The organism is Algoriphagus sp. A40, assembly GCF_002002735.1.
In the GTDB taxonomy this organism is placed as follows: Bacteria; Bacteroidota; Bacteroidia; order Cytophagales; family Cyclobacteriaceae; genus Algoriphagus.
This window is the reverse complement of record NZ_MUNY01000072.1, coordinates 373,715-400,194: the sequence shown is the minus strand read 5'-3', so window position 1 is coordinate 400,194 and position 26,480 is coordinate 373,715. Positions and strand designations below refer to the sequence as shown.

The 26,480-nt window shown below is 44.9% G+C and carries 17 protein-coding genes; 13 read left to right on the top strand and 4 right to left on the bottom strand.

Annotated features, from left to right (window positions below; genetic code table 11):
- The first annotated feature begins 7 nt into the window (after positions 1-7).
- The 9 genes from B0E43_RS19270 (at position 8) to B0E43_RS19230 (ending at position 15,600) form a co-directional block, all read left to right on the top strand.
- Complete coding sequence (locus B0E43_RS19270; protein ID WP_077352800.1) at positions 8-3,373, top strand: carboxypeptidase-like regulatory domain-containing protein; 3,366 nt, start codon at positions 8-10, stop codon at positions 3,371-3,373.
- On the top strand, positions 3,373-4,920 hold the full coding sequence (locus tag B0E43_RS19265; protein ID WP_077352798.1) for a contractile injection system tape measure protein: 1,548 nt from the start codon (positions 3,373-3,375) through the stop codon (positions 4,918-4,920). Before B0E43_RS19270 ends, B0E43_RS19265 begins: the two co-directional genes overlap by 1 nt.
- Positions 4,914-6,263, top strand: a complete 1,350-nt coding sequence (locus tag B0E43_RS19260) for an ATP-binding protein (RefSeq protein ID WP_077352796.1) — start codon at positions 4,914-4,916, stop codon at positions 6,261-6,263. Before B0E43_RS19265 ends, B0E43_RS19260 begins: the two co-directional genes overlap by 7 nt.
- An 11-nt stretch (positions 6,264-6,274) precedes the next feature.
- Complete coding sequence (locus B0E43_RS19255; protein WP_077352794.1) at positions 6,275-6,460, top strand: hypothetical protein; 186 nt, start codon at positions 6,275-6,277, stop codon at positions 6,458-6,460.
- A gap of 9 nt (positions 6,461-6,469) precedes the next feature.
- Complete coding sequence (locus B0E43_RS19250) at positions 6,470-10,450, top strand: DUF4157 domain-containing protein (RefSeq protein WP_077352792.1); 3,981 nt, start codon at positions 6,470-6,472, stop codon at positions 10,448-10,450.
- Between the two features lie 63 nt (positions 10,451-10,513).
- Positions 10,514-12,148: a S8 family peptidase gene (locus B0E43_RS19245; protein WP_077352790.1), complete on the top strand. Its 1,635-nt coding sequence runs from the start codon at positions 10,514-10,516 to the stop codon at positions 12,146-12,148.
- 42 nt (positions 12,149-12,190) lie between these two features.
- Positions 12,191-12,523 carry a hypothetical protein gene (locus B0E43_RS19240; protein ID WP_077352788.1) on the top strand — a complete coding sequence of 111 codons (333 nt, stop codon included), beginning with the start codon at positions 12,191-12,193 and terminating at the stop codon, positions 12,521-12,523.
- Positions 12,524-12,705: 182 nt separating this feature from the next.
- Entirely contained in the window at positions 12,706-14,346 is a 1,641-nt protein-coding gene (locus B0E43_RS19235; RefSeq protein ID WP_077352786.1) for an L-serine ammonia-lyase, read from the top strand.
- Positions 14,347-14,370: 24 nt separating this feature from the next.
- Entirely contained in the window at positions 14,371-15,600 is a 1,230-nt protein-coding gene (locus B0E43_RS19230; RefSeq protein ID WP_077352784.1) for an MFS transporter, read from the top strand.
- On the opposite strand, the gene B0E43_RS19225 is transcribed toward B0E43_RS19230, so the two are convergent.
- The gene (locus B0E43_RS19225; protein WP_077352782.1) at positions 15,597-16,679 is read right to left on the bottom strand and encodes an AI-2E family transporter; all 1,083 of its coding nucleotides are present in this window, start codon (positions 16,677-16,679) and stop codon (positions 15,597-15,599) included. The two genes, B0E43_RS19230 and B0E43_RS19225, sit on opposite strands and share 4 nt — an antisense overlap.
- Before the next feature lie 285 nt (positions 16,680-16,964).
- On the opposite strand from B0E43_RS19225, the gene B0E43_RS19220 reads away from it, so the two are divergent.
- The 4 genes from B0E43_RS19220 to B0E43_RS19205 all read left to right on the top strand — a co-directional run bounded on the left by B0E43_RS19220 (position 16,965) and on the right by B0E43_RS19205 (position 23,495).
- Complete coding sequence (locus B0E43_RS19220) at positions 16,965-18,332, top strand: sigma-54 dependent transcriptional regulator (RefSeq protein ID WP_077352780.1); 1,368 nt, start codon at positions 16,965-16,967, stop codon at positions 18,330-18,332.
- 355 nt (positions 18,333-18,687) lie between these two features.
- A complete protein-coding gene (locus tag B0E43_RS19215; protein ID WP_077352778.1) occupies positions 18,688-19,806 on the top strand; it encodes a histidine kinase in 1,119 nt (372 codons plus the stop codon).
- A 7-nt stretch (positions 19,807-19,813) separates the two neighbouring features.
- The gene (locus tag B0E43_RS19210) at positions 19,814-21,616 is read left to right on the top strand and encodes a HAMP domain-containing histidine kinase (RefSeq protein ID WP_077352776.1); all 1,803 of its coding nucleotides are present in this window, start codon (positions 19,814-19,816) and stop codon (positions 21,614-21,616) included.
- Between the two features lie 406 nt (positions 21,617-22,022).
- Complete coding sequence (locus B0E43_RS19205) at positions 22,023-23,495, top strand: hypothetical protein (RefSeq protein ID WP_077352774.1); 1,473 nt, start codon at positions 22,023-22,025, stop codon at positions 23,493-23,495.
- Between the two features lie 206 nt (positions 23,496-23,701).
- On the opposite strand, the gene B0E43_RS19200 is transcribed toward B0E43_RS19205, so the two are convergent.
- The 3 genes from B0E43_RS19200 to rpiB all read right to left on the bottom strand — a co-directional run bounded on the left by B0E43_RS19200 (position 23,702) and on the right by rpiB (position 26,477).
- The gene (locus tag B0E43_RS19200) at positions 23,702-24,160 is read right to left on the bottom strand and encodes a hypothetical protein (RefSeq protein WP_077352772.1); all 459 of its coding nucleotides are present in this window, start codon (positions 24,158-24,160) and stop codon (positions 23,702-23,704) included.
- 276 nt (positions 24,161-24,436) lie between these two features.
- Positions 24,437-25,840, bottom strand: coding sequence for an alkaline phosphatase PhoX (locus B0E43_RS19195; RefSeq protein WP_077352770.1), 1,404 nt, complete (start codon positions 25,838-25,840; stop codon positions 24,437-24,439).
- Positions 25,841-26,039: 199 nt separating this feature from the next.
- Positions 26,040-26,477 carry a ribose 5-phosphate isomerase B gene (rpiB, locus tag B0E43_RS19190; RefSeq protein ID WP_077352768.1) on the bottom strand — a complete coding sequence of 146 codons (438 nt, stop codon included), beginning with the start codon at positions 26,475-26,477 and terminating at the stop codon, positions 26,040-26,042.
- Positions 26,478-26,480 lie beyond the last annotated feature (3 nt).

Here is a 26,480-nt window from a genome sequence, read left to right as displayed (position 1 = left end):
CAATCCTATGAGCCAGATTATTCCAACTTATCCGATTTTCGAAGGCAGCCAGGTCCTCACCAGCGACCAGCTCAATCAGCTCAGCGCCTATCTGGATCAGCAAAACAGGCTCACCCGATCCAAACTGATCGGGATTGGAATAGTCTGCGGGCTCCAGATCCAGCCTCTGGCCGAAGGATTGAAAATTTCCAAGGGTCTTGGAATTACCTCAGAAGGGTTTCTGATTCAGATTGGGACAGACTTTTCAGCGACACACTACCGCTCCTACACGCTGCCGGAAACAGTCACCTACAAGCCTTTTGGTTTTCCCTTACAGGATGTGCAGCTCTGGGAGATGCTTTCCGAAAAACCAGAAGATGATGCTGAAGTCAAAAAACTGAACAACCCTGCCACTTTTCTGAACGAAAAATATGTCCTGCTTTTCCTGGAAATCTTCGACCGGGATCTCAAGTCCTGTTTAGGCAATGCCTGTGATGACAAGGGAAAGGACCGGGTTTTTTCACTCAGAAGATTACTCGTCAACAAAACTGACCTCGATCTGATCCTGACCCGATCCGCAAATGTCTCCGGATCATTCTCAGGTGCTCCCGATTTGAAGACTTTCAAATTGAAAAAACCTCTTTTTGATCCTTCGAAACCCGAATCAAATCAGCTGGATGCTTTTGTAAAGCACTACCAAAACACCATTCTGGAGACTGTCAAGCCGGAATTTTGGGAGCAATTGAAAAAAGGATATTCGGTTTTTGAACCCATTTTGGGTAAAAGTTTTGGTTTTGCCAACCCTTTTGATCAGGCAGCGATCACCTCCAAAATCGCCCAACTTCAGGCTAGCCTCACTGCACCTGCCGCAAATATTAAAGGCGTCCAATACCTCTGGGACTTTTTCAAAGAACTGGCTTTGGCTTGGGAGGAATTTGTGGAAGCAGGTCTTTCGCTTTGGTATTCCTGCCCGTCAGATCCATCCCTTTTTCCGCTTCATCTTATGCTGGGAAAAGCAAAGCCGGAAACTGAGAATGCGGAAGAGTTTTACAAATACCGTCATGGATTTGTCCAGCCGCCGATTTTCAACGAACAAAAGCTGCTCAAAGAAACAACTGCGCAGCGCTACAGGAGACTAGTGCTGATGATCGAAACTTTGGAATTGGATATTTTAAGCACTCCAAAACCTGCCCAATTTCCGGTCAAAATCACTCCGAGTAAGGAAAAACTGGGGGTTTTGGGACAAAGAAGTATTCCCTACTACTATAATCTCAAGAGCAAAGGAACGATTGGAAGCTGGCATTCCTTTGAAAAAACATGGAATGATCCGGGTACCAAAAACCTCTGGTCGGCTGACCGAAAAGAAGTACTCAGCTATGATAACCAGCCCGATGTGCCAAATCCAGCCGGGACATTTTTGGAATCTCCCCTAACTCACGATTTAGAAGCCTATCCATTTTTGAGAATTGAAGGTCATTTGGATCAGGAGATTGCCCAGGCTAAAGCTGCTGTGGAGAAATTGATCAAAGATTTCAACTTGCCGATTCATCTAGAATCATTGCATTTGGATACAGGGGGAATTCTGGATGAAAAGAATTGCGGATGGAATGACTTACAGGAAGAATATTCACACCATCGACTTCAGCTGATCGGATTGATCCGGGATATCAAGGAAATCATCAATTTCCTCCGGGAAATGAATAAGAAATATGGCGAAAAAGAGGAGCTTTTTGACAAAGAAGTCGAAGAGCAAGTCATGAAATACTTTGAGCTATTCGAAAGTTGGGTTGCTTCAAATACCTCTTGCCTGGAGGATTTGGACTGGAAAAATTTCCAGGACGGTTATAAAAAAATTCTACAGACCCTTGTGGATATTTTAGTGATCCAAGCGAAACTTTTGGATCAAATTGATTTCTCTGAAGAAGATACCGACAAAAATCTTGAACTCTACAATGGGCTGTTGGCTCGGGTTTCCCCGATTTTATATCGGATCCTGGATTTGTTTTATTTCACTAAAATCCAGCGGCTCTATCTCAGCTACCTCCACCGGGTAGCAAAACTTAAAAATTCAAGGAAATTTTCTACCTATCTGGGAAAAAATCCCGGACTCATTCATGAAGCCGGAGTCTACCGGGGGGGAACTTTTTTCCTTCTTTTTCTTCAGAGCACGGGCAAAGTAATAGGAGATTTTAGTCTGGTCGGATCTGCTTGTACCTGTGAATGTAATGATGCCTGTGGAGATGAAAAATGGGAGCTTTTGCCTCCTTTTGCACGACCGGATTTTGCAATCACTGTAAGAAATAAACAGATCCGCATTGAAGTAATGATCAATGATCAGCTGGCGACCGAGCGAAAGTACCAAGTAAAACCATCCGCAGACAAGTCTGCAAAAGGAGGCGAAGTCCAGCCAGACGGTGAAAATCCGGCCTTCATATACACTCCTCCCAAAGATTACTTCGGAGATGATTCATTTAACTATCTACTTTTTGACGAGGAATCGGGTCTTGCCGATGAGGGAAGGGTTACGATTTGGGTAAAAAATCCAGATACAAAGACTTGCTACACGGCAGAAATCCTGACTTGTTGGGGAGAAAAGAATGTGGCGGCCACTCTTACTGGTAGAGAAATCAACCATGAGAATTTGGGTTTTGAACAGAAGGTCCAAGAACTACTGAAGAGCCTTGCTGAAACCAAAGGATTCACCTCAGAAGAACTCAATTCGTCAGTACTGGAAGAAGTGGAAGAGCGAAAACAACTTCTCAGCTGTCTGGGAATGAATATGGAAAATGCGACCCGCGACCAGATGGAAGAAATGATCCTTGAGCATCAAAAGTCAAATTGCGGAGTAATCGAAACTCCTCCACCTACCGAATGTACTTCCAAAAGAGTCGTGGGAAGTATCCGGGATGTCACCGGGAAAACCCTTCCTGGTGCCACCGTGATGGTGCAGGGAACCACAATTGCAACACAGACCAACGTTGACGGAACCTTTGTGATTTCATTTCCAAACCCCGGAGTGAACTTGGTTATTTCACTTCTTGGATTCCGGCAGGTTATCCAGCCGATATGCAATGAAAGTACTGTCACTATTGTCATGACACCTATTTCAGTCGGTGAGGTAGTGGTGGTCGGTGTGAGACCGGCTACATTGGATACGCTCGTGATTTCAGAAATCCTTATTGCAAAAGGGATGACCACAGAGGCCACCGCTAATCTGACCCGAGATGAACTCGTCAAACTGGCGACAGAGGACAAAGCCGAAATCTCCATTAAGCCTGAGGAGCTAAGCAAACTGAAAAATGACACGCTGAAAATAATCGCTGAAACAAAAAATATCCCTATCAGAAGTTCAGATCCAAAGACGATTTTGATAGGTAGAATTCTCGGAAGCTAATGGGAACTCATCTGATTCATAGGCAAATTTTGGACCTGCGCTACTACGACGAAGGGAGGGCAAAAGCGGCTATGAATCTATGGAACGACCGATTCCAGCAAGTATGGGTGCCAGTCATGTTGGAGGTTTTGGATGAATTGGACACCGATGGCAAGTGGATTCGGCTGGATCGGGTAGAGATTGATTTGGGGAAAATCCGGGAAAATTTATCTCCTGATTTATTTCGCCAAAAATTGAAAGAAGCACTGAAAACCCAGCTTTTAAAACAGATTCGGGGAAACCAAATCTCACGTCCAACGCAAGAAAAATCAGAATTCCTTTTTCCACAGGATGAAAGAAAGTCCTTGGAAATACTGGATTATCTACTTCGAAATGGACGCAAACCCTGGTGGGCCTCCCATTCCAAAAAAGAAGGAATCAGAAGCTTGATTCAAAAGCTTTTGGAGGAAAAAAGTCGGGAGCTTTTGGCATGGCTACAATCAGAATCCATTACTCCGGTCATGCTTTTTAGGCTAGAGCAACATCTAAAATGGGATGAAATCCTGAAACTGATTTCCTTCGCTTTTCCGGAAAAACTGAAGGAAAGTTTAGCCTTAAGTGAAAGTTTGCTTTCGTCACTTTCTCCGGAGACTTATCTGAAAATTGAACTCGACCAAAAGTTAGAGGGACACATTTTGGAAGCTTTTCTATTTTCAGAATCGAAACTTTCTCACCCGATTTCGAAATGGTTCAAGGTCCATCTTAATAAATCCACTACATCCAAAATTGCTCCTGAAGCTTATTCGGCCTTATTGGCTGAACTTATTCCGGCCTCTTTTAGAACCATTTCGGCAAAACAAGTTTTGGAAAATGTCTGGGCAAAATGGACCCAAACTCCAAGTTTCAAAAAGGCAAGCCCGAATTCTGAAACTCAGGCAAAATCTCAACAACTGGCAAAAGTCAAATTCCTGGATTTGGTGAACGCCAACTCAGTCGAATCAAAATCTTCAACCTCTGATTCGATTAAAAAAGCAACCCAAACTTTGCCGTCAGAAAAATTGACCTTGGATGAAACTATTCTCATCTCAAACTCCGGATTGGTTTTGACCGCCCCTTTTTTACCCTTTTTTTTCAAAGGATTGGGATTGGTCGAAAAAAAACAATTTGTATCTCCAGAATCCCAAAACAGGGCGGTGCTTTTACTGCAGGCACTTGTGAACGACTCATTTGAATATGAAGAATCCGATTTATTGCTGAATAAAATTCTCTGTGGAATGGAGCCTTCCGAGCCTATAGCAGTCAGTTTTTCTCCTACAGAAACCGAAAAAGAAGAAATCAAAAACCTGCTGGACTCTATGGTCAGCCATTGGACTGCCTTGAAAAGCACCTCTGGACTTTCCATGGCCAAGGGCTTTTTCCCGAGAGAAGGAAGTCTAAGACGCGCAGACAAGGGCTACCAACTTCATATTCCAAGGATTTCAATTGACATCCTCCTCAACAGATTGCCCTGGACAATAAGCATCATCAAACTCCCCTGGATGAACGAAACCCTATTTACAGAATGGTAAGCAAAGCTCACGATAACGCCCAAACGATTCAGCTTGAGCTTGATTGGCTGCAGCAAATCCTCAAAGCCAGATCCGCTCTCAATGCCAATCCGGGATCTGGGCCTGCTGAGCTCTTGCAAATTCCCGCTCCAGACCTGAGTGGCTTCGATTCCACCTATGCAGACTTAGTCCGAAAACTTCATTTGGGTCCGGAAGAGCGCTTTTTGTTGATCTTAGCAGCAGTTCCTCATATCCGCCCACAGCTGTTGGACATGTTTATGAGCCGCAATCAGCTGACCCAACAGATCTACACCGAGTTTGGAGGGAGAAAGGGAAAATCCCACAACGGCTTTATCCCAACGGGCGAAACGGTGCTTTTTATTCTTGCCGGAAATGAGCTCAAGAAGCGGTTCCAGTACCAAAATCTACTTGATGCCCATGGAATCCTTTTTAAAGAAAATATTCTCCGACTGAGTGAAGTCGAAGCCGAAGAATCCTTTCTCAACGGAGCATTGATCATTTCCAGAGAAATTCTGGACCAGATCACCACCGGAAAAGTCCAAAAACCTGCTTTCAGTTCGGAATTTCCAGCCCAGCGCCTTCAAACACCTTTGGATTGGGAAGATTTGGTCCTGCCGGAGGAAACCTGGATTCAGCTCCGGGAATTGGAAGTATGGCTGAAACACAGAGATTTTTTGATGAAAGAATGGGAAATGTCAAGGATCTTGAAGCCCGGCTACAAAGCCTTGTTTTTTGGTCCTCCAGGCACCGGAAAAACTCTGACTGCGGCCCTTCTTGGGAAAAAAATGGACTTGGATGTCTATCGGATTGACCTTTCCAGGCTGGTTTCCAAGTATATCGGCGAGACCGAAAAAAACCTATCCAAGGTATTTGACCGGGCCGAAAAGCAGGGCTGGATTCTTTTTTTCGACGAAGCTGATGCACTTTTTGGAAAGCGAACAACTGTCAACGATGCCCATGATCGATACGCCAACCAGGAAGTATCCTACCTTCTGCAGCGGATTGAGGACTATGATGGTTTGGTGATTTTGGCTACTAACCTCAAGAACAATTTGGATGAAGCCTTCATGCGGCGGTTTCAGGCAAGTATATTTTTCCCCGTGCCTCAAGCGGACGAGCGATTGCTTCTATGGAAAAAAGGCTTTCCCGAACAGGCAAAATTGGAGTCCAAGGTGGATTTGGCCTCGATAGCCGCTTCCCACGAACTGAGCGGAGGGGGAATCATCAATGTGATCCAGCACAGCTTGCTGATGGCATTGGAAAACGAGGATAAAATCATCCGGTTGGAAGACATCCGGGAAGGAATCAGAAGAGAATTTCAAAAAGTGGGTCGAACAATTTAATCCCTTGGACTATGCGAAAGAAAGTCAGAAGAAAGCCAGACCAAGATGAGGAAAAAGAACCTGTAATCGTGGTAGTAGACAAGGAAAAGAACTCCAAAAAACCTGAAAAGGCCGAAAAAATGAGTCCTGTGGAGCAAGAACGAAATGGAATGAAAGCCTTGGAACCCGGAGAAGTGATGAATCCGATCAAATCCTAAAACAAAAAAATGGGTGCATTAGCTGAAAAGATCGCATTTCCCAAAACCCGGCCTGCCGGGCCGGGGAAAGCTGTGATTCAGCCAGCACTCAAAGTTGGCAAGCCCAACGACAAATACGAGCAGGAAGCCGAGTCCGTCGCTGACCAGGTGATGATGATGCCTTCGACTCCCGCCTCTCCTCTCATGTCAGCCAGTCCCGGGGGATTACAAATGCAGTCCGTTGAGGAAGAGGAGGTTCAGATGAGTCCACTTTCAGCGGGGATTTCTATGATCCGTCTGAGTGAAGAGGAAGAAATCCAAATGAGCACTGAGGAGGAGGAAGTTCAGCTTTTCTCTGATCAAAGTTCATTTGTCAGGCTTTCTGAGGAAGAGGAAGTCAAGCTGAGCAGTGTAGATGAAGAGTCCGTTCAACTTTTAGGCGGTGGTGAAGCGACTGTCTCACCCCAACTTTCCACTCAAATCCAACAAAGTTCAGGATCTGGTGCCGCCCTTCCTCCCCCAGTTCAGCAGGATATGGGAAGTAAAATCGGTGCGGATTTTTCCGGAGTAAAAGTTCACACCGGGCCGCAGGCTGCTTCCATGAGTTCCGCACTTGGTGCCCAGGCCTTCACCCATGGCAGTGACATCTATTTCAACGAAGGAAAATATCAACCTGAATCCTCTGAAGGAAAGCACCTTCTGGCACATGAATTAACCCACACAGTCCAGCAGGGTGCTGCGGTGAGAAGATCCCCTGATACTCAGATCTCCCACACCCAACCTCAAGTTCAGCGGCTACCCTGGGCAGTTCGAGAAGGATTGGCTGAGTTCGCGAGCTACATACCGGGGTATTCGCTCCTTTGTGTCATCGTCGGATACAATCCGCTTTTGGGTGAAGCAGTGGAGCGAAACGGGACAAATTTGCTTGGCGGCTTGCTGGGTCTGATACCAGTTTTTGGAACGATGCTTTTCAATAAACTGGTCGAATTGGGCATCGTGGAGGCTGCCTTTACTTGGGTCGAGACTGAAATGGAATCACTCAACCTAAATACTCAAAGGATTGAAAATACCTTGCAACAGGCCTGGGATGAGGTGAGTCTACTTTCGGGCTGGGATGCTAATATAGAAGTGCTTGACAGAACCTTTGGACAGCTCTACCGGGATGTGGTCACCTTTGCAGGGAGAGTTAAGGACCAGATTTTTACCCTGATCAAGGAGGCTTTAATGGCAGGGTTAAAGCTTTTGGCGGATGCATTCCCGGGTTATCCTCTTTTGACCAAACTGCTCGGGTATGACCCCCTGACTGGCGAAGAGGTTGCCTCGACGACTGCTGAAAAGATCGAGGCTTTCCTCCTTTTGATAGGGAAAGAACAGGAACTCGAACGAATGCAGGCAGAGGGAACAATCCAGAAAACTGCCGATTGGATTGATGCAGAACTTGCTGCGCTTAATTTCAGTTTTACAGAAGTCAGAGGCTTGTTTGAAGAGGCTTGGAATGCTTTTTCACTGGAAGACCTAAGGGATCCGGTTGCGGCCTTCAACCGCACGATTGCCATTTTTACACCGTTCACTACCCGGGTTTTCACCTTTGCTGCAAATGTTGCTATCCAAGTCCTGACGTTTATCAAAGAGGCGCTTTTGGCCCAGCTTTCGGCCTATGCACGAGAGCAGCAAGGGTTCCATTTGGTGACCGTGATCCTTGGAAAAGATCCATTTACAGGAGAAGAAGTCCCGAGAACTACCGAAAACGTCATTCGTGGATTTATGGGTCTGATGCCTGGAGGCGAGGAGCAATTCCAGCAGATGAAGGAAACCGGTGCCATTGAGCAGACTGTCTCCCGAATCGATGCCGCCGTTGCAACCTTGAATTTTTCCTGGGCGTATGTCACCGGATTGTTCCTGGACCTTTGGAATAGCTTTACCATCGCTGATGTCTTCCATCCAATAGATGCGTTTGTCCGAATCGTGCAGACTCTGGCCGAACCGATTCAGCGTTTGTTTGCCTTCGTGGTCACCATCGTTCAGATTTTGATCGAAGTGCTGCTCGTCGTGATGAACTTCCCTATCGACACAGTCAACCAGATCATTGCCAATGCCAGGTCAGCCTTTGAAGAAATTAAGCGGGATCCGATCGGCTTCCTCCGAAATCTCCTGGCGGCCGTAAAACAGGGTTTTGTTCAGTTTTTTGACAATATCGTCACTCATCTTTTGGGAGGTTTGAGAGACTGGCTCTTTGGAGAATTGGCGACAGCCGGGATCAATCCCCCTGCCGATTTGAGTTTCAAGTCGATTTTGGGATTTGTTCTGGATGTGCTGGGACTGACCATCGAGAATGTATGGGAACGACTTGCGCTGAAGATCGGCCCTGAGCGCGTAGCTCAAATCAAAGGGGCGATCGAAACGCTTTCGGGCATCTGGACTTTTATTAAAGATGTCTGGGAGAGAGGACCGGTCGCGATTTGGGAATATGTGCAGGAGCAGTTGAGCAATCTTTGGACGATGGTACTTGGGCAAATCCAAAACTGGATCATGACCCGAATCGTGGAGCAGGTGACTGTAAAACTACTTTCCATGCTGGATCCGACGGGGATCATGGCAGTGGTGAACAGCTTCATTGCATTCTACAAGGCTGTTCAAACCTTTATAGAAAAGCTCCGCGAAATGCTGGAAATTGTCAATTCCTTCGTAGCAGGAGTTGCAAATATCGCAAGAGGGAACATTGCTGATGCGGCAAATTTCCTGGAAGCTGCTTTGGCAAGAGCGGTTCCGGTGGCGATTGGATTTTTGGCTAATCAGGTTGGATTGAGAGGCTTGGGAACCCGGATAGCAGAGATGATCGCCGGGCTGCGTGAAAAAGTCAATGGAGCAATAGACTGGTTGATCGATAAAGCACTGTCTGTTGGTGGCGCCATATTGAATGCTGGCAAAAGCGCCGTGAATAAAGTATTGGGATGGCTGGGATTCAGAAAGCCATTTACCTTACCAAACGGAGAAAAACATGAAGCATATTTTGAAAATGCAAGTCCTCAGGCTAAGCTGATTATCGCTAGTGGTGATCCTAAAACAATAAATCAGATCATCACAGCCAAATCCTGGAATGGGAAAACAATCCCTGACGACAAGGTCGCGGAACTTCAAACTTCTTCCACAAAAATAGATGCAAACCGAGAGGGTCAAGGAGTAGAGAAAGGCCAAATCATCATGCAGGAATTTGAGAAAATTGTAGCAATTCTGAATGCCATCGGAGGACCGCCGATTCCAAAAACAACAGTTGTCAAACAAGACAAAGTCACCGGCGCAGGGATGGAAATGGGAAAACATCTCTTGGTCTCTCCATTAAGTCTTGATCCGGGAGGATTGGCGGGCAGTCAACCAACCTATACCACAGGACTTGGAGCTCTTCTGAAACTTAACTACCCAGACTACATTGTAGAAGGTCACTTACTAAATCACAAACTTCATGGTCCAGGAAATGTGCCCTGGAATCTGACTCCAATCGCCAAGCAGACCAACTCTGATATGAACTCCAAATTCGAAAAGTTTGCCAAACAACATATTTTGGATGAAGGAAAAGTGGTCAAATATGAGGTGGAAGTCGAATATGGGAAAAACCTGGATGCTGGTATTTACTCTGATCCTGATGCCTACGTGGCTGAAAACCTAAAATTCTCTCTCGCTGAATTAGAGTACAAAAACAACAAATGGGAACCTACTGCTACCCAACCGAGCAACTGGAACATCCCTGCCTCCATTCCCCATGCAAAAACCTCAATTCCTGGCTTTGGCACTGGTAAATTAAACTTCATGGTTAACCTGAATACTGCAGATGTAAAAGCAATTCAGAGGATCAAAGGCGTCGGTCCAACAAGGGCTCAGGCTATTGTTAATTACAGAGAAAACAAACCTACCAAACGAATAAACAGCTATTCTGAATTGGAAGCTGCCCCTGGGATTGGCAACGTGACTGTAGAATTACTAAGGGCAGAGCCGATGGTTCGCATTAGAAGTTAACCTGTTCACCCTTTTTAACACTCCAAATTTCCAGCTTATCAATTCAGGTTCTTACCTTTAGGGATGATTAAACCCCTTTCTAAATCACTGGCGGGCCTGAGCATCGGGCTTCTGGTGATGGGTTGCAGCACCTCAGCTGTTATTACCGCTCCTCCGATTTCTTACACGAATATTTCCCCTAGAGTCTCAGATCTGTCTGAATCTGAAGCCAAACGTTGGGGTCATCTGGATTTAGTCCAGGATACAGTTCCAGGAATGAGTGTGGATCGGGCCTATGATGAGCTATTGAAAAAGCGAAAAGGCCAACCTGTCATTGTCGGTGTGATAGACTCCGGAATCGACCTAAATCATGAAGATATCAAGGATGTTCTCTGGGTAAATCCCGGAGAAAAACCTGGAGATGGCATTGACAACGACGGAAACGGCTATATTGATGATATCCATGGCTATAATTTCCTTGGGGAATCCTACCACGAACAAATGGAATTGGCCAGAATCATTCGCCTGAAAATCGGAGATGAAGCTTACCAGAATGCCGCCAAAGCAGAATTGAATTCCAAACTTCCGGAGGCAAAGGATGGCCTTCCCCAACTGGAGCAAATCGAACAGTTTGTGAGCATGGCCCACCAAAACATCCAAAAACAACTAGGCAAGGAATATTATTCCCTGGCTGACCTTGAGAAATATCAACCAAAATCCCCTCAGGAAGAACAACTTGTCGGAGTCTTGATGCAGGTGATGGGAATGGGTCAGGATATTCCAACAGCACTGGCAGATTTGAATGACGGCATTACCTACTACAAAGGCCAATTGGATTATCATCTGAACGTCAACTTTGACGGGAGAAAACCGGTGGGAGACAATCCCTATGACTTCAATGACCAAAAGTATGGAAACGGAAATCCCAACATTAGAAACATTGAAGAAAGCCACGGAACACACGTCTCAGGAATAATAGCAGCGACCAGAGGGAATAAAAAAGGAGTCGATGGGGTTGCAAAAAATGTCTCCATCATGAGCGTAAGGACGGTACCGGATGGGGATGAATATGATAAAGACGTGGCATTGGCCATACGATACGCAGTGGACAATGGTGCAAAAGTGATTAATGCCAGCTTTGGAAAGGGATTTTCTCCAAATGCAGAATGGGTTTATGAAGCGCTGGAATACGCTGCTTCCAAAGATGTTCTGTTTGTTCAAGCTGCCGGAAATGACGGGGCTGATTTGGATAATCCTGAGAACAAAAATTTCCCCAATGACCACAAGCTTCAAAATTCCCCGGAATTCGTAGAAAATGTGATAACTGTGGGGGCGCTCACTTCCAGCTTTGGCCCGGACATGATTGCTTCATTTTCAAATTATGGAAAAGAAAACGTGGACATATTTGCTCCGGGGGATGAGATATTTTCCACCATGCCAAACAATGACTACCAATATCAGGGAGGAACCTCCATGGCAGCACCAGCAGTAGCCGGACTGGCAGCCTTGATCAGATCTTATTACCCCCAGCTATCAGCAGTTCAGGTCAAGCAGATCATCATGCAATCCGGAATCGGATCTCAGGTGAAGGTTTTGGTCGGAGGGCCTGAAGGAGTCGAAAAATCCCTGTCGGAAATTTCAAAAACAGGCAAAATGGCCAACCTCTACAATGCCATCATTTTGGCTGACCAAGTTTCCAGAGGAGAAGCAACTCTTTAAAATGCTGAAAATCCTTTTCAATTTTCCCTTGAAAGTATTCCTATGAAAAAATATCTGATCCCCTGCATAAGTTTGATGGCCATTTTCTTTTTGGATTCCTGCACCATAGAGACTACCAAAAAGGCCAATGGGATAAAAATCGAGATCACCACCGATGATGAACTCGTCATCAACGGGGAAAAAATCAACTCCAAAAAAGCCGAACGGGAATTTAAAAAGTTGATGAAGGAATTGGAAAAAGAAGGCTTGAGCAAAGCCGAAATCCAAGAGTCGATTAATTCAGGACAAGAATCTCTCGAGGAGGCCATGGAGGATCTCAAAAAAGAATTGGAGGAAATCAAACTCCAAAACAAACAAAAGGACGAATTCAACTGACAAATGAAGCCCGGACATCTACTCCGGGTTTTTTTCTTTTTTCACCAAACTCAAATCAAAGAAAATTTTACAAACCTGATTTTTATCAGAATCCTTGCGGGCATTTCATGCTAATTTTTAGTTACAGCTTGGGTCATTTGCCCATCTGTCAAAATTTTATTAGGACCTTACCCTTTTTAGCCATGAAAAACCCAAATGAATCCCAGATTGACCTTTCTTCCATTTGCGGAACCTGCAAAACCCACAGTTGCGGAAGTTGTGGATCTCTAGTCACACCGATTGATCCACTTCCTCAAGTTTCCAGAAGAAATTTTGGTAAATCTCTCCTCCTTGGCTCTGCTGCTGCATTTTTTGGAACCGGTGTGGATACCAGGGCAAGTGTCAAATCTGCTAAAATGATGGCAGATATGAACCTCCACAATGGATTTGTGTCTCCAAACCTCGCTGTTTCTCAGAAGGAAGGGCCAATCCTGACAGTTTTGGATGAATTCTACAAAATGGGCCCCGGACCATCAAGTTCACATACTATGGGTCCAATGCGGATTACTTACGATTTTTACCAGCGGGTTTCTAAGCTCCCCACCGATGAACTCAAGCGTGCCACCTCTCTCAAAGTCCACCTTTTTGGAAGTCTGAGTGCTACAGGTGAAGGTCATGGTACCAATCGTGCCTCACTGGCAGGTTTGTTGGGCAAATCTCCTGCAGACTGCCCTCCTGAATTTCTCGATGGCCTGGCTGCCGACCCCAATAAAATCTACAAGTTGAACCTCGGTCCGGCAAGTTTTGATGTTTCGCTGAAGGACGTGATTTTCGACAAACCCGATGGCACTTTTCCACATCCAAATACGATGACCTGCAAGCTCATGGCCGGCGATCAAGCCATCTATGAATTGGAATATTATTCCGTCGGAGGGGGTTTCATCGAATGGAAAGGCTACAAGTCACCTGATAAAGGCCAACCTAAATATCCTTATGAGCATGCCCGGGAATTGAAAAAATACCTGATTGACGATAAAATCCCGCTGGCAAAGCTTTTCCTTGAAAATGAAATGTCGATTTCGGGAAAAAGTGAGCAGGAAATCTGGGAATTTATCGACCAGGTCTCTGAAGTAATGGTGAGAGGAGTGGATGCTGGACTGAAGGTGGATGGATTGCTACCCGGCCCGATCAAGCTGGAAAGCAAGGCTGCCGAAATGTACCACAATATCCAAAAGGGAAACAAAGGTCCAGCAGGCAGAGCGGTGGCAACCATTGCGGCTTACGGATTTGCGATGGCGGAAGAAAACGCTAGAGGCCATATCATCGTCACAGCTCCTACCGGGGGCTCTGCGGGGATCATTCCTGCCATTGTCAAATCCCTGCGGGATGTAAATACACCCACGCAGAATGTGCGCGAAGGCCTGCTGGCAGCTGCAGTCATCGGCTATCTCTGCAAGCACAACGCGACACTTTCAGGTGCGGAAGGAGGCTGCCAGGCAGAAGTCGGTGTGGGCTCTTCTATGGGCGCTGCTTTGATTTCCCAAGCTATGGGTGAAAGTCCAAAAGTGGTATCCAATGCTGCCGAATCAGCCTTGGAGCATCACCTGGGGATGACCTGTGATCCAGTAGCCGGATATGTTCAAATTCCATGTATTGAACGCTGTGCTTATGGAGCGGTAAAGGCTTGGACAGCCTATACCATTGCAAGTGAAGAAGTACCTGAAGAAAGACGGGTAGATTTGGACACTACCATCTCGGCAATGGCCCTGACTGCCAAGGAAATGAATACTAAATACAAGGAGACTTCAGAAGGTGGATTGGCTGTTTCGGTCGTCTTGTGTTAAATTTTTTCCTAACTATTTCTACTCATGAGTAAAAACCAAAAGATCGCTGTCGCAGCGTGGCTGTTGACGGCGGTCTATTATTTTTATCAATACTCACTCCGCTCCGCTCCCGGGGTGATGATCCCCCAACTTTCGGAGGCATTTGGTTTAAGTGCATTAGGAGTGGCTTCTATAGTCGGGATGTTTTATTACGGATATTCCCCTTTCAGCTTAGTGGCCGGAGCAAGCATGGATCGCTTTGGGCCAAAAATCATGGTACCGATCGGGGCCTTCCTCGTGGGCATTGGGGCCTTGCTATTTGGATCCGGAAGTGAAGCTATGGCCAATATCGGCCGCTTTTTGCAAGGTGCCGGAGGAGTATTCGCTTTGGTTGGGGCAGTCTATATTGCCAGCAGGTATTTTTCTCCTACAAAAGCCGCCACACTGATAGGTGCCACTCAGATGTTTGGAATGGCTGGTGGATCAGCGGGACAATTTGTAGTGGGACCAATCATCAGTGATGGATTGGCCTGGAACACTTTCTGGACAATTATGGGCTTTGTTGGAATCGCAATTGGCGTCCTACTTTTTTTGCTTTTACCAAAAGAGGAAAAGAAAGCCGAGGAGGGAAATTTTGTCAAAAACACGCTTTCGGCTTTCAAAACCGTCTTCAAAAATCCCCAATCTATTTATTGTGGGATCATTGCGGGCTTGCTTTTCATCCCAACCACCATTTTTGACATGATTTGGGGGGTCCGGTTTTTACAGGATTCCTTTGAACTGGAATATGGAACTGCAGTCATGCGTTCGGCAAGCGTGCCTGTCGGATGGATCATTGGTTGTCCACTTTTGGGTTGGATATCTGACAAAATCGGTAGAAGAAAACCGGTTATTATCGGAGGTGGGCTGGTCCTTTTGGGATGTCTGGCATTGATTCTTTTTGGTCCAAGGGATTTCTTCCCTCCTTACTTGCTTGGACTCGTGGCGGGAATCGGTTCAGGTGCTGCGATGCTGCCCTATACAGTAATAAAAGAGGCGAATCCTGCGCAATACAGCGGAACCGCCACGGGTGTGATCAATTTTCTGAATTTCACCTTTAGCGCTTTGTTGGGTCCGATGTTCGGTTGGCTTTTAATCAAAGTGTCTGAAGGTGCCGATTTTACACTTTCGGACTATCAAACTACTTTCCAGCCCTTGCTTTATGGAGTAGCCATAGCTGTAGCACTGTCCTTCTTTATACTCAAAGAAACCGGACCGGCTGTTCGGAAAGTTTAATCTTCGGTCGCATTTTTTGAATTGAGCCAGCTTATTCCCAACTGGTATCCCAAAGTCATGATGATCGCGCCGGTAAACAATCCGATAAATCCGGAATAGATAAACCCGCCGATTGCGCCTAAAAACACAACTAACATCGGTACTGAGGCACCTTTGCCCAGGAAAATCGGTTTAAGCACATTGTCTAGCAATCCCACCACAAGCATCCAAATAGTCAGGAGAATCGCTGTTAGACCACCGGCTGTACTCCAGATATAGATAATCACACCAATAGAAATGGGAAGAATTCCAATCTGGACTATTGCCAATATCAGAGAAAGGATGATCCAGAGTGGAGCAAAGGGAATTCCTGCAACCAACAACCCGATCCCCACCAATGTGGTCTGAATAGCCGCAACCCCAAGAATTCCTTTAACTACATTTTGAATGGTTTTTTTGGCCACTCCAGCCATACTTTCACCGTTTTTTCCGGCCAGTTTTACAAATAATTTCTTGGCAAAATCACTTTCCTCTTTTTCAAAGGCCAACATGACCCCGCTAATGATGATGGAAATCAAAAGCAACAAAATCCCACTAGCTGTGTTTTTGAGCAAGGCTATCAACTTTAACAATATCGGCTTCAGCTGATCTTGGTGTTCCTGGAGGGTCAAAGTCAAGTTTGTAGAAGCTTCTGTCCAAAAAACAAAAAGTCTTTCCCCAATCACTGGCCATGCTTTTACATTTTCATTCGGAGCAGGAATTTCCAGGTTATGGTCGCGGATATTTTGGGCGAGCTCTTTTATTTCACTCGCTCCGGCAAGCATAAAGAAAACGGCCGGTACAATCAAAATCAGAATTGCAACCAGTGAAATGAAAGTTGCAGAAAGCCCGTTTTTCCAGCGATATTTCTGGGTAAGCTTTTCATGAATAGGGAAAAAAGATGAGGCAAAAACAGCTCCCCAAATCATCGGGATGATAAAAGGCTCCAGGATATTAAAACACCAAACCAGCAAAATCGCCAAAGCCAGCAACTGCATGGCATAGTGGATAACTTGGTTGGTTCCTGACGAGGCAGAGGAGGGGGATGGGCTGGAGCTCATGTTTTTTTGGATAGAATGGATAAAATTTACGGCAATAATTCCATACTATTTAATTGGTGAAAACCTGATATTTATCACAAAAGGCAGCAAAAAGCCCTCTTCATGGATGGAATTGTGAAAAAGAATCTGGAAATCAGGGGGAACCACCAAGACCTATTTTTGCAATTTTCCGCAAAAGACCCGCTTTCTCTATGCCAAAAGCACAGGATTCCTAGCTCAAGAGGAGGTAACCTTATTTAATTAAGGACAGGATTATTCTAATTTTGAAATCCATCTATTCCAACCATGGCAAAGATCCTCATCATCGACGACGAGAAAGACATCCGGAATCTTCTGGCAAAAACGCTGGAACTGGAAGGATACCAGGTGAAAACCGCTGAAAGGATTGCCGAAGGATGGAAAAAAATAACTTCAGAAGAGTTCCATTTGATCCTGTCGGATGTCCGGCTACCGGATGGATCAGGGGTGGAGCTTTGCCGAAAGGTAAAGCTGCAATTCCCTCATTTGGAAGTCATCTGCATGACCGCCTTTGGCAATATCCAGGACGGGATTCAGGCCATGAAAAACGGGGCCTTTGACTACCTGATTAAAGGAGATGACAACGAAAAACTCATTCCCTCTATCGCCAAAGCCCTCGAAAAATCAGAATTGGTACGGCGGATCAGCCACCTGGAGCAGCGCTTGCAGCAGCAAGTAGGTTTCGGTACTATTTTGGGAGATTCAGAGGAAATTAAGAAAGCAATTTCTTTGGCCAAAAAAGTGGCCGGAACAGACACCACCGTCCTCCTGACCGGAGAATCGGGGACGGGAAAAGAAGTTTTTGCCAATGCCATCCACGATTCGAGCAACCGTAAAAACCAACCTCTCATCGCCATCAACTGCAGTGCTTTTAGCAAGGATCTGCTGGAAAGTGAGCTGTTTGGCTACAAAGCCGGGGCTTTTACCGGCGCTACCAAAGACAAGAAGGGAATACTGGAAGAAGCCCACAAAGGAACCGTGTTTTTGGATGAGATCGGGGAATTGCAGGGAGACCTCCAGGCAAAACTGCTTCGGGTAATCGAAACTGGGCGATTTATCAAACAGGGAGACACAAAGGAATCCCAAGTTGACATTCGGATCATTGCAGCGACGAACCGAAATCTGGATGGAGAGGTTGCCCAAGGGAAATTTAGGGAGGACTTATTTTATCGCCTGGCGGTGTTTCAGATCACCTTGCCATCCCTGGATTCGCGGAAAACGGACATCCCACTTTTGGCCCATCACTTTGCAATGACTTTTGCTCAAAAAGAAGGATTACGGGAAATACGCCTTTCCAATGCCTATTCCGAAGCCCTGAAAGCACACCGTTGGAAGGGAAATATCCGGGAACTGCGAAATGTCATAGAGCGCTCGGTCATCTTATTGGAGGGAAACAACTTGACAGTTGACCTGCTGCCTGTGCAGTTTTTGAATGAAAAATCAAGCCTTAATCCCCCATCCTGGTCGCTGAAAGACCTGGAAAAAACCCATATCGAAAAAGCACTGACCCATACCGGTGGAAACAAAACCAAGACCTCCGAGCTCCTCGGAATAGGATTAACCACACTTTACCGAAAGATGGAGGAATACCATATTTCTGCTACAGATAAAAATTCAAGCACCTTTCCAAAATGAAAATGTCCCTACCATTTTGAATTGGTTTTGGAAAAATCCTTTTCATCCCGTTTTTTCAAACAGTATTTAAATCACTGTTTTTAAGCCTTTTCCAATTACTTTTAATCAATTTCTTCCAATTGGCACATTGGTAGTATTGGAAGTATGAAAACATAACGATTAAGGAAATCCTTCAGATTCTTTCAACCACCCTTCTCACATCACCAGCTTTGTTTTTCATGCCATTGACTCAGCCCTCAACCTTGCCTTAGATCAATTAACTTCAACTAACTAAGCGATCCACTTCAGTTATAAATTGGTCAGTACGCTTGCTGTTGCTTTCTGATATAACTGATCCAGCTTACTTTCTCTACCAATGAGTGAACAAGTAGAAAACTTCTTTCTTTCTCAGATCTTCAAACGGAAAAAAGGCCGTCTTAAAGTCTATATCGGAATGATTGCCGGAGTCGGTAAAAGCTTCCGAATGCTTCAGGAAGCACATGAATTGCTCCAGGCCGGAGTGGAAGTGAAAATCGGCCTGATCGAAACCCATGAACGCCCCGAAACAGAAGCTCTGGTGTTGGGATTACCGCTGATTCCCAGAAAACAGATTTTTTACAAAGGGAAAAACCTGGAGGAAATGGACCTAGAAACAATTCTCACAATTCGGCCTGAGGTCGTAATCGTAGATGAACTGGCCCATACGAATATTCCCGGTTCAAAAAATCAAAAGCGCTGGCAGGATGTGGTAGAATTGATGGATGCAGGAATCAATGTGGTCACCGCCTTCAATGTCCAACATCTGGAAAGCATCAATGACATCGTAGAAAAACTCACTAAAGTCAAAATCAATGAATGTATTCCTGACAAAATCCTGTCCTTTGCAGATGAGGTAGTCAACATCGATTTGCCATCGGATGACCTAATCAAGCGCCTGAAAGAAGGCAAGATTTACGCTGGGGATAAAATTGTCAGAGCTTTGGAGAATTTCTTCAAACCCGAGACTATCCTTCAGTTGAGAGATTTGGCTCTGAGGCAGGTGGCTTTGCAGGTAGAGAAAAAAATCGACCTGAACGCCTTCACTACTTCGACAATGCCTCGTGAGATTTTTTTGGCCTGTCTCAGCAGTAACTATGAAGGTGGGAAGAAAATTATCCGAAAGACCTCCAGACTTGCAGGGCGATATCATGCCAAGTGGGCGGTAGTCTATGTACAAAGCAGCAGGGAAAATCCCAACCGAATTAATTTGGCCCAACAGCGAAAATTGCTTCAAAACCTCAAATGGGCAGCTGAGTTGGGTGCGGAAATCTACCGAAAACAGGGGGATGACATTCCTGAGCAAATCTGCAAAGTGGCTGATCAAATTAAAGCCACAAATATTGTAATTGGAAAGCCCTCCTTTGGACTTGTGAGAATGGTATTAAGAAAAAACCACCTCCAAAGCCTGTTGAAAAAAATCCAGGGAAAAGAAATTGACCTCATTATAGTTTTCTGACAAATCCATGAAAATCAAAGCCAAACTCTACATCTCCCAGTTTTTCCTTCTAGGGATCATTGCTGTGGTAGCCGGTATCGGAGTATATTATCTCAATCTGGTCGCAGACTATACGGCCATTATCCTCAAAGACAACTACCGCTCCATTGACTACATGCGAAAAGTCAACAAGCAAGTGGACGAGCTCCAGGGCAAGTTTGAGCGCGGGGTATTGACTGTTGCGGAGTTTGAGAGCAGATCGGAGGAACTCCTTACACTGGTCAATTCCCAAAAAGCCAACATCACCGAAACCGGAGAAAAAACCCTGACAGAAACCCTCGGTGACGAAGTTGCAGACTATTTGAGTTTGATCTCCGGGGGATTTTCTGGTCCGATCCGGGATTCGAATGAACTCTGGGTTTCTGTCAACAAGATCAAGACCCTCACTGAGACGATTTTCCTGCTCAATGAGGAAACTATTTTGACCAAAAGTGAAAATGCGAAGAAAAAGTCCGAACAGGTGATCGTGTACATGATTATCATCGGCGCATCGGGGATCACCTTTGGTCTGATTTTCTTCCTTGGTTTGCCAAATTACATTGTAAATCCAATCAAGCTTTTCACGAAATCCATCAAGGAAATATCCGTGGGAAACTATGCTGTCCAAATCCCTTTTGAAGGGGAAGATGAGCTGGGAAATCTTGCCAAATCTATTCGGAAGATGGTGGTGAAGTTGAAGGAGTATGAGAAATCCAACTTTTCCAAGCTGATCAGAGAACAAAAAAGGCTGGCCATGATCGTCAATGAGATGAACGAAGCCATCCTCGTTACAGATGAAAAAAAGAACATCATCCTCTGCAATGAGCTTTTGCTGGATCTTATTCACCTGGATCGTCAGCAAGTGGAAGGAAAACATATACAGGAAATCGCGCGGATCAACAACCTGGTAGATAATATCACTGAGGATTTGTTTGTACCCTACTTGGAGGGCGAAGAAGCCCAAATTTCTCCAGTTCGGATTGTCAAAGGGGGAAAAGAGCGGATCTTCAAAAAAGAAATCCTCAAACTCTCGGGATCAGATGAGCCAAACGGCCCCAAAACACTGATGGGCCATCTGGTGATCCTGACCGATATCACTGAGTTTTCTGAAAAGGACCAGGCCAAACTGAAGTTTATGTCCACTCTTTCCCATGAGCTCAAGACCCCGCTTGCCGCGATCCAACTAAGTACCAATCTGTTGGAAAACCCAAAATTTGGAACCTTGACTGATGACCAATCGGAACTCATCCAAACCATTAAATCCAACGAGGAAAGAATCAAACGCATGGTCAATGAGGTCCTGGACATTTCTCAAATCAACCAAGGATACATCAATATCAATACTGAGCCCTTTTTTATAGCCGATTCACTCTCAGATTCAATTCTGGGTTTGGATCTGTTTCTAAAGGAAAAAAATATTCAACTTAACAGGCAAATTCCGGAAAACCTCCCTCCAATCACCGGCGACTACCATAAATCCGTCTGGATCTTCAATAATCTGATCAGCAATGCCATCAGATATAGCCCGGCCAATTCACAAATTACAATTACTGCAAAACAAGAATCCAGGCGGGTGAAAGTGGAGATTACAGACCAAGGGCCCGGAATTTCTTTCCAAAATCAGGAACGGATTTTCGAGCACTTTGTCAAACTTGACCAATCCTCCGAAAACGGAACAGGCCTGGGACTCGCGATTTCCAAAGAATTTATGGAAGCCATGGGAGGAAACATCGGAGTGAATTCTGTCCTCGGAAAGGGGGCTACTTTTTGGCTAAGTTTCAAAATAGCTTAACGAACTCCTCCTGTCGGATAATTTGTTTGACCCATCGACCAAAAAAGAGAGCCCTAAATCGAGCTCTCTTTTTTGGTTGATTAGCTTTAACCTTGGACTAGGAGTAGGTACTAACTACACCCCTTAATAAATACAAATTTGTAATTTGCTTTGCTGTATGATAGCAGATTGTAAGGATATAAGCCAATTGCATCCAGATAACTATCGGGATAGTAAGGTTGGACAAGGCGTGAAGAAATCATTCCATGAATGATTTTAGCCTTGGGCCAGTCCCGATATTTATGGGGAGCAGGGAAGGCAAACTTCACCCAGCGTCCAATTGAACTTCAGAGGGGCTGAGAAGAAACCATAAGAGTATGGGGGGAAGTGAAGGAGGTAAACTAAAAATTAGGACACTGATAAAAAAATGAAAAGCTATTTAACACTCGCCCTATTCTTGATCTCATCTTTTGTTCTACTCGGGCAAACAAAAGACGAAAGCAAATTGAATTTGCTGGGAAATGTAAAACCCCGAAACGCAAATGAAATCAGTGCTTCAAACTGGCTGCTAGGATGTGAGACTTTGGATAGGGATTTTACTGATTATGATCAATACAAGGAATACCTCAATCCTTTGGGAATCAAGCGGCTTCGACTTCAGGCAGGTTGGGCAAAAACAGAAAAAGTTAAAGGTCAATACGATTGGGATTGGCTAGACCATATTGTCAATGATGCAGTAGGGAGAGGTTTGGAACCGTGGGTTCAATTCTCTTATGGCAATAGTATTTATGAAGGTGGAGGAGGTATCAATCTTGCAGCCGGAGTTCCTGAATCAGAGGTTGCTTTGGCAGCTTGGGATAAATGGGTAGCCGCTTTGGTCAACCGCTACATGGGAAAAGTGAAGGAATATGAAATATGGAATGAACCGAATTTCGGAGACAACCTATTCAATACACCCATAAAAGCTGCAGCACTGCATAACAGAACAATCAAAATTATCAAAGAAATCCAGCCTGATTCAAAGGTTTCAGGATTGGCTTTAGGCCATATAGACCTTGCGTATGCAGATGAATTTTTTAAAGCTTTACACGATGCAGGTACCATCCAACTGTTTGCTAATTTCACGTATCATGATTATGTCTATAATCCTGATTTTCATTATGATAAGGTGAGGCAACTGAAAGCTGTTTTAGCCAAATATGCCCCTGATATCCCTCTTAGGCAAGGTGAAAATGGCGCACCTTCAATGAATGGCTTTGGAAGGGGAGCAATTGGGAATTATGATTGGACAGAACTATCACAGGCAAAATGGAACACAAGGAGGATGTTGGGAGACCTTGGACATGACATTGAATCAAGTGTATTTTCCATCATTGATATGGGTTATACAAGTGGCCCGATCAGGTTATTGAACGTAAAAGGATTGCTGATGTCGGATTCGACAAAACGTGTGATCAGACCAAAATTGGCCTACCACAGTGTCCAAAATGTGGCTTCAATTTTTGACCATTCCTTAGAACGAATCCAAAATATCCAGCAAACCCACAATGGGAACTTTGTGCCTGCAAACCCGGATGACATTGCCATGACCAAAAGTACAGATTTGGGTTTTGCAGTCTATGGATACCGACACAAGGAAAGCAATCTGAATGTCTATTCCATATGGAAAAATGAGAGCATTCCCAATAACTCCACTGAAAAGCAAAACTGCAATTTCACTTTTACAAATGCCAATTTCAATGAACCAGTTGTGGTAGATATCATTTCAGGAGAGGTATTTGAAATCCCCGCAGACAAGTGGAAGAAAGAAGGCACCAAATATTCTTTCCTGGATATTCCGGTATATGACGGGCCAATACTGATCGCGGACAAAAGCTTGATTTTAATCCAAAAACCTTGATAAAAAATAAATAAAGTATTGCCTTGAATGAAAAGTCGGCATATTCCACGTTTTCAATTATGATACTGCTTTGTATAATCCTTAGGATTGATCTGGTATTTGTTTTTGAATTGTCGGCTAAAATTGAATAGGTTATTGAACCCTAGCTGGGAGTAGTAGAGTGAGGAAAAACTTGCTGGAATATTTCCAATCCTTTGAATGACTTTCTAAGGTTTTTGACTATCCAGTTGAAGTAAATCACTGATTCTGACCCAAGCTGCCTCCTTTGTTTTTGCATAGGCATCTTTGCTTTCTTCATCTCCATTAGTCGAAATCGAATTGAGATGGATAGCTTGCTCTTTGAGCAAGGTGATGAGTTCGGCTAACCTTTGAATATACAATTGATCAGAAGGATCGGATAAATCTTCACTGTCTTTAAGCTCCAAGTAGCTCTTTTCGACTACTTCCAGAAAGCCTACTTGGGCTGCAGCGGCATTTGCAACCATTTCAGCTGAGTTACACTCTACCACAAGTCCCTCGTGCAACAAATCCAGATACTGGAAAGTGTTGTAGACGATCCCTGCTCCGGAGGTGCCGAGGACATAGAGAAGCTTTTCTTGGCTTTGAGACGAGCTGTTTGTTATAAAAACAATCCAGACAAGAATCACCAGACTTAATTTTTTCATAGCTAACTGGGAAAAATAGGATACCTAAAAATAAGAAAAATTGAACGTAGAATTCAGTCGAAATCACCCCTGAAAGGGTCAAACTTTAATAGCCCAGCTTTTCAAAACTGGGATTCAGAATAGCCAAGAAGATCTCTGCACTGGCGGAGGAACATCGTTTTGGAAAAGGAATTTCATGCCCGCGCAATGAAAAACGGATTGCAAATGGTTCATCTGCACCTCGAGGCTAGTGGTTTGTGAGGACACAGACCAAGGCAAGAGAAGCTTTAAAATTGTTTACCCCTTTTTAGCCCAAGGACCGGTGATCGCCAAGGTCAGGCCGGCCCCCTGAATGTTGACAAAGAAGATGCTTCCATCCGGAGAAAATACCCCTCCGGCAAACTCTGAGGCAAAGCCCACATTTTCGGCAAGTTTATAATATTCTCCTGTAGGGGTAATTCCCACTACAAAGGGATGCTTATCATCTTCACACAAGATCAAATCACCCCAAGGGGCGATCGCAAGGTTGTCGCAACTCTTCAGAATCTCGACATCGTTAGGCTCGGCAAAAAGCTCAAGTTTCCCGGATGAAACAGCCTCATTCTTTTGTCCTTCTTTGGCTCCGGGAGTGTACTTAAATACCTGTCCCGAAGAGATTTCCCCTCCATTGGTGCAGGCAAAGTATAGTTCCCCTTCTCCAAACCAGATTCCTTCACCTCTGGCAAAAACCGCCGCCCCCGCTTCAAATCCACGGTGTCTCAGGTCGTCTTTGGGAGCGTCAATATCTTCCAGATCAATCCATTCGACAGCTATGCCCTTATTTTTAGGAAATTTTGGCCCAGCAAGATCTTTCCAATTTCTGGTATCCCGGCTCTTTTCTCCCTTTATGGCAAGTGCTTGAAGTTTACCTCCCTTATGTAATTTTCCCGGAACCGTCGGAATGAATCTGTAAAACAGTCCATCGCCTCTGTCCTCCGTCAAATAAACGATGCTCGTCTTGGGATCCACTGCCACTGCTTCGTGGTTGAATCTTCCCATTTCTTTAATTGGCTTGGCATTGACCAGATGAATCTTGTCTGAAGCCGGAACCTCAAAAACGTATCCGTGATCCTGCTCCAGCTGACCTTCCAGATCTCCTACGTTCAGGGTAGTTTCTTCACAGGTAAGCCAGCTACCCCAGGGAGTTACCCCTCCGGCGCAGTTTCGTAAAGTACCTCCCAAGCTTAGAAATTCATTTTCTACTTCTCCAGTAGCAGGGTTATAAACCAAAGTGGTCGTCCCTCCTAATCCAGGCAAGGTTCCTTTGCCCTGATCAAACAGTGACTGCTTGGCAACTTTATCATACAGCTTGTTTCCTACTCCGAATGGTCCTTTGTCGAAATTATCCGCACTGAGCTCGTGATTTCGGACAATTATAATTCTCCCGTTTTTCCCCGGAAAAGTTCCCATACCATCTGGATTGCCGGGCACCAGGAATCCGTCATTCATCATTTGCCCGGATTTGGAAATGATCTTGTAGGAAAAGCCTTTTGGAAGGTTAAGGATTCCATCGGGATCGGGGAGCAAATCCCCGTAGCCTTTGCCCTTTTTCAATATTCCGGCCATGGCCTTAGGCTGTACAAAGTGATACAGACCCATAAAACCAAAAGCCACCAGTCCACCTTGTTTTAAGAATGTTCTTCTCGAATTATTTGAATTCATTTTTTGAAAAATTTTCCAGCCAATCTACATACAAATCCAAACTTGGCAGTTAGACCAGTTTTGTCATTGCATTAAGTATTGCACAGTATCCACTTCTTTATACACCAAATAGAGGCAAAAGGGCTAGGCATTTCGGGTCTTTTCAATCTGACCAAACAAAAAAAGCCCCGGAAATCTCCGAGGCCAATGAAATGTATTGTTAGCTGCAGGCTATTTTATTGACCCTATTTTGATGTCTTCCTCCTTCAAAATCTGTGGTCAGGAAGATCTCCGAGAGCCGTTCTGCATATTCGTAAGAGATGAAGCGCGCAGGGAGAGCAATGACATTGGCATTGTTGTGCTGCCGGGCCAAGGCTGCCAGGTCTTCATTCCAACAAAGTGCTGCCCGGATTCCCTGATGTTTGTTGGCTGTGATAGCCACTCCGTTGCCGCTGCCGCAAATCACAATTCCCAACTCAAATTCCCCTTTTTCAATGGAAGTGCACAAAGGATGCACATAGTCGGGATAGTCAACTGAAGCTGTGGAAAAAGGACCGAAATCTTTCACCTCAAAGCCCAGTGAAGTAAGCTTCTCGATCAGTTTCCCTTTGTATTCAAATCCGGCATGATCACCGCCGATTGCGATTTTCTTTCCCATGGC

Coding starts and splice junctions, on each gene's coding strand:
- B0E43_RS19270 (WP_077352800.1), top strand. CDS start 8: ATGAGCCAGATTATTCCAACTTATCCGATTTTCGAAGGCAGCCAGGTC.
- B0E43_RS19265 (WP_077352798.1), top strand. CDS start 3,373: ATGGGAACTCATCTGATTCATAGGCAAATTTTGGACCTGCGCTACTAC.
- B0E43_RS19260 (WP_077352796.1), top strand. CDS start 4,914: ATGGTAAGCAAAGCTCACGATAACGCCCAAACGATTCAGCTTGAGCTT.
- B0E43_RS19255 (WP_077352794.1), top strand. CDS start 6,275: ATGCGAAAGAAAGTCAGAAGAAAGCCAGACCAAGATGAGGAAAAAGAA.
- B0E43_RS19250 (WP_077352792.1), top strand. CDS start 6,470: ATGGGTGCATTAGCTGAAAAGATCGCATTTCCCAAAACCCGGCCTGCC.
- B0E43_RS19245 (WP_077352790.1), top strand. CDS start 10,514: ATGATTAAACCCCTTTCTAAATCACTGGCGGGCCTGAGCATCGGGCTT.
- B0E43_RS19240 (WP_077352788.1), top strand. CDS start 12,191: ATGAAAAAATATCTGATCCCCTGCATAAGTTTGATGGCCATTTTCTTT.
- B0E43_RS19235 (WP_077352786.1), top strand. CDS start 12,706: ATGAAAAACCCAAATGAATCCCAGATTGACCTTTCTTCCATTTGCGGA.
- B0E43_RS19230 (WP_077352784.1), top strand. CDS start 14,371: ATGAGTAAAAACCAAAAGATCGCTGTCGCAGCGTGGCTGTTGACGGCG.
- B0E43_RS19225 (WP_077352782.1), bottom strand. CDS start 16,679: ATGAGCTCCAGCCCATCCCCCTCCTCTGCCTCGTCAGGAACCAACCAA.
- B0E43_RS19220 (WP_077352780.1), top strand. CDS start 16,965: ATGGCAAAGATCCTCATCATCGACGACGAGAAAGACATCCGGAATCTT.
- B0E43_RS19215 (WP_077352778.1), top strand. CDS start 18,688: ATGAGTGAACAAGTAGAAAACTTCTTTCTTTCTCAGATCTTCAAACGG.
- B0E43_RS19210 (WP_077352776.1), top strand. CDS start 19,814: ATGAAAATCAAAGCCAAACTCTACATCTCCCAGTTTTTCCTTCTAGGG.
- B0E43_RS19205 (WP_077352774.1), top strand. CDS start 22,023: ATGAAAAGCTATTTAACACTCGCCCTATTCTTGATCTCATCTTTTGTT.
- B0E43_RS19200 (WP_077352772.1), bottom strand. CDS start 24,160: ATGAAAAAATTAAGTCTGGTGATTCTTGTCTGGATTGTTTTTATAACA.
- B0E43_RS19195 (WP_077352770.1), bottom strand. CDS start 25,840: ATGAATTCAAATAATTCGAGAAGAACATTCTTAAAACAAGGTGGACTG.
- rpiB (WP_077352768.1), bottom strand. CDS start 26,477: ATGGGAAAGAAAATCGCAATCGGCGGTGATCATGCCGGATTTGAATAC.